Source organism: Roseitalea sp. (assembly GCF_984466335.1).
Window position 1 is genome coordinate 1 of the sequence record NZ_CFIFWG010000246.1, and the last position, 2,525, is coordinate 2,525.

The following is a 2,525-nucleotide window of genomic DNA, read 5'->3' on the forward strand; positions in this document are numbered from 1 at the left end:
CGCCGCCCAGCGCGACGCGCTGTCGCGCATTGACGGGACGAACGAATGGGGCGTGAAGCTGTTTTGCGATGTCGGGCGCCTGAGGGCGCTGATCGCAAAGCGGGCGCCGGCGCCCGCCGCCCTGCGGGCGGAGATGCAGACGGCATCGGCGGGTGCATGCTTCTTTGCGCGCAAGAGGCTGCAAAAGGCCGTCGACCAGCATCTGCAAGGCGAGATGGACGCGCAGGCGGGCGCGATCCATCGCCGCCTGGGCGCGATAGCCAGGGACGTCGCGCTGGGCAGGGCGCGGCGGTCGGCAACGAACGCGGGCGGCCGGACCATGGTGCTGAACGCGTCCTATCTTCTCGACCGTGCGCGCGAGCCCGCCTTCAGGGCGGTGTTCGACGAGTTGCGGACGCAATGCGCCGCCGACGGTTTTGCCTTCGAGCTCACGGGGCCGTGGCCGCCCTACAGCTTTTCGTCCTTGCCCGCGCCTGGTTCATCGGCACCGGAAAGGCGGGATCATGGATGAGATGCATACAGCGCAAAGCGATCTTGCGCTTTCGGAACTGCTTGACCGCGCGCTGAACAAGGGGGTCTTCGTTTACGGCGAACTGACCATCTCGCTCGCCGATGTCGAACTCGTCTATGTGGGTGTCAAGGCCCTGCTGGCGTCGACCGAAACGGCAAGACAGTTGCGTGAAAACGCGCGCTTGGAACGTTGAGGCGCGGGGCCTGTGTACCATCTTTACGCTATCGTCGATCCGCCCCGGCGCCCCTTGGCGCTGCCCCGGGGGGTCGGGCAGGGCAAGCCGTTCGCGATCGCCGCGCGAGCGGGCCCCTGTGCCGTGGTGTGCCGGCTTTATGCCGGCACGCCGGTGGCGACCGCGTCCAATGTGCGCCGTCACCTGGCGGTTCTCGAAGCCCTGATGGCCGCTCAGACCGTGCTGCCGGCGCGCTTTGGAACCGTGTTCGACGATGCCGATGGCATCGACCGGTTCATCGAGCATCGTCGCGACCGGTTTTGCCGTGATCTCGACCGGTTCAGGGGCCATGTCGAGGTCGGTCTGCGCCTTGCCGCTGCGTCCGGCAAGGCTTGCGGCGAACAGGGGGGGCGGGCTGGTGACGCCGATCCCGGTGCATTGCCGCCGTCCACGGGGCCGGGCACGGCCTACCTTCTGGCCAGGGGCCTGCAGGCGGCGGCGCGGGCGGCGACCGCGCGCGCCTTGAACGATCTGGCCGATCGCATCTGCCCGCCTCTGGCCGCTCTTTCGACGGATTTCGTCCGCCATGTCGATCGCCGCGATCCGGACAGGGGACTTGCCGCCGCCTTTCTCGTCCGCAAAGACGATCTCGCCGCGTTCCGCGCGAGGCTGTCGCAGGCGCGGCGCGCCAACCCCCGGGCCGACCTTTTGTGCACCGGCCCTTGGCCGCCCTACAGCTTCGTGGCGATGGATGGGCCGGCAAACGCATCGCCGGGGGTGCCTTATGGCTGAAACCGGTCCCGCCGATCTTGCCGAACACATCGTCGAAACCGCCTTTGAGCGCGCGGGCCTTTCGGCGGCGCAAGGCGGCGCGAAGCGGATTTCGGCCGAACCCGAAACGGTCGAGCGCGATCTGGCCCGGCTGGTTTTGAGCCTGATAGAAGTGTTGCGCCAACTCATGGAGCGTCAGGCGCTGCGCCGCGTGGAAAGCGGTACGCTGAGCGCAGGCCAGATCGAGCGCCTCGGGCTGACATTGCTCAAGCTCGAAACCCGCATGGAAGAATTGAAACAGGCGTTCGGACTCACCGATGCCGACCTGCGGCTCGACATGGGCGATATCGTCGCGGAGGATTAGAGCATCCTGTGAAGGTTCAGGCTTCGGGCCTGGCGCGCGCCGGATTTCGTCTCCGGCAAGGCGAAAGGACCGCCATGGTGTCGCCCACCACAAGGCCTTTTCAACGCAGCCGGTGGCGAAATCCGTCCCCCGTCCCGGACCGGGATCAAACACGGCCTTTCCGCTGAAGGCGTTCAAGGTGCCGATGACGCGACCGCTCAGCCGCACACCCACTTCATGGTGTGAAAGTTGTACTCGAAGCTCTGCAACGGCACCCAGGTGAAGTTGTCGAGGCACTCGTGCATGGCGAGCTGGCTGGTCTGGGTCAGAAGGAACACCGCTGCCTGCCTGTCGACCAGATTGTGCTGGAGCCGCCTGTAGATCTCGTTCTGCCGAGCGATGTCGGCCGTCGTGCGGGCCTCGTCGATCAGCGCGTCGATTTCCGCGTCCATGACCCATTCCATCGACGCCCATGTGCCGGCGGCGCGGCTGTGATACTGGGTGAAAAAGAAGGTGTCGGGCGAGGGGTAGGTGGCGCCGTAGAAGACCTGCGTCATCGCCGGCGTCGTTTCGATGGAGCCGGCCAGTTCCGTGATCCGGTTCCAGGGCTCGGGCCGGATGATCGTGTTGAAGCCGATCTGGTCGAGCAGCGACTTCATCAAAAGCGCGATCTCCTCCTCGAAGGCCAGCCCCGCCACATACATCATCTCGATGTCGATCGGCGTCTG

General features: G+C 66.2%; 4 protein-coding genes and 1 pseudogene. 4 read left to right on the forward strand and 1 reads right to left on the reverse strand.

Translation table 11 applies throughout. From position 1 onward, the window contains the following. The 4 genes from AC5E6L_RS15110 to AC5E6L_RS15125 all read left to right on the forward strand — a co-directional run. Positions 1-511, forward strand: a 511-nt coding sequence (locus AC5E6L_RS15110) for a GvpL/GvpF family gas vesicle protein (protein WP_491774400.1), incomplete at its 5' end; no start/stop codon positions are given. Next, complete coding sequence (locus tag AC5E6L_RS15115; protein WP_491229467.1) at positions 504-704, forward strand: gas vesicle protein; 201 nt, start codon at positions 504-506, stop codon at positions 702-704. The genes AC5E6L_RS15110 and AC5E6L_RS15115, both read left to right, overlap by 8 nt. Positions 705-716: 12 nt before the next feature. Continuing rightward, positions 717-1,475, forward strand: a complete 759-nt coding sequence (locus AC5E6L_RS15120) for a GvpL/GvpF family gas vesicle protein (protein WP_491774403.1) — start codon at positions 717-719, stop codon at positions 1,473-1,475. Further along, complete coding sequence (locus AC5E6L_RS15125; protein WP_491774405.1) at positions 1,435-1,818, forward strand: gas vesicle protein K; 384 nt, start codon at positions 1,435-1,437, stop codon at positions 1,816-1,818. Before AC5E6L_RS15120 ends, AC5E6L_RS15125 begins: the two co-directional genes overlap by 41 nt. A gap of 197 nt (positions 1,819-2,015) precedes the next feature. Here the strand turns inward: AC5E6L_RS15125 and AC5E6L_RS15130 are convergent. Further along, positions 2,016-2,525: pseudogene (locus AC5E6L_RS15130) on the reverse strand (ABC transporter substrate-binding protein); the annotation flags it as partial.

What these genes read in the sequence shown, in the direction of transcription:
- AC5E6L_RS15115 (WP_491229467.1), top strand. Translation starts at nt 504, where the DNA reads ATGGATGAGATGCATACAGCGCAAAGCGATCTTGCGCTTTCGGAACTG.
- AC5E6L_RS15125 (WP_491774405.1), top strand. Translation starts at nt 1,435, where the DNA reads ATGGGCCGGCAAACGCATCGCCGGGGGTGCCTTATGGCTGAAACCGGT.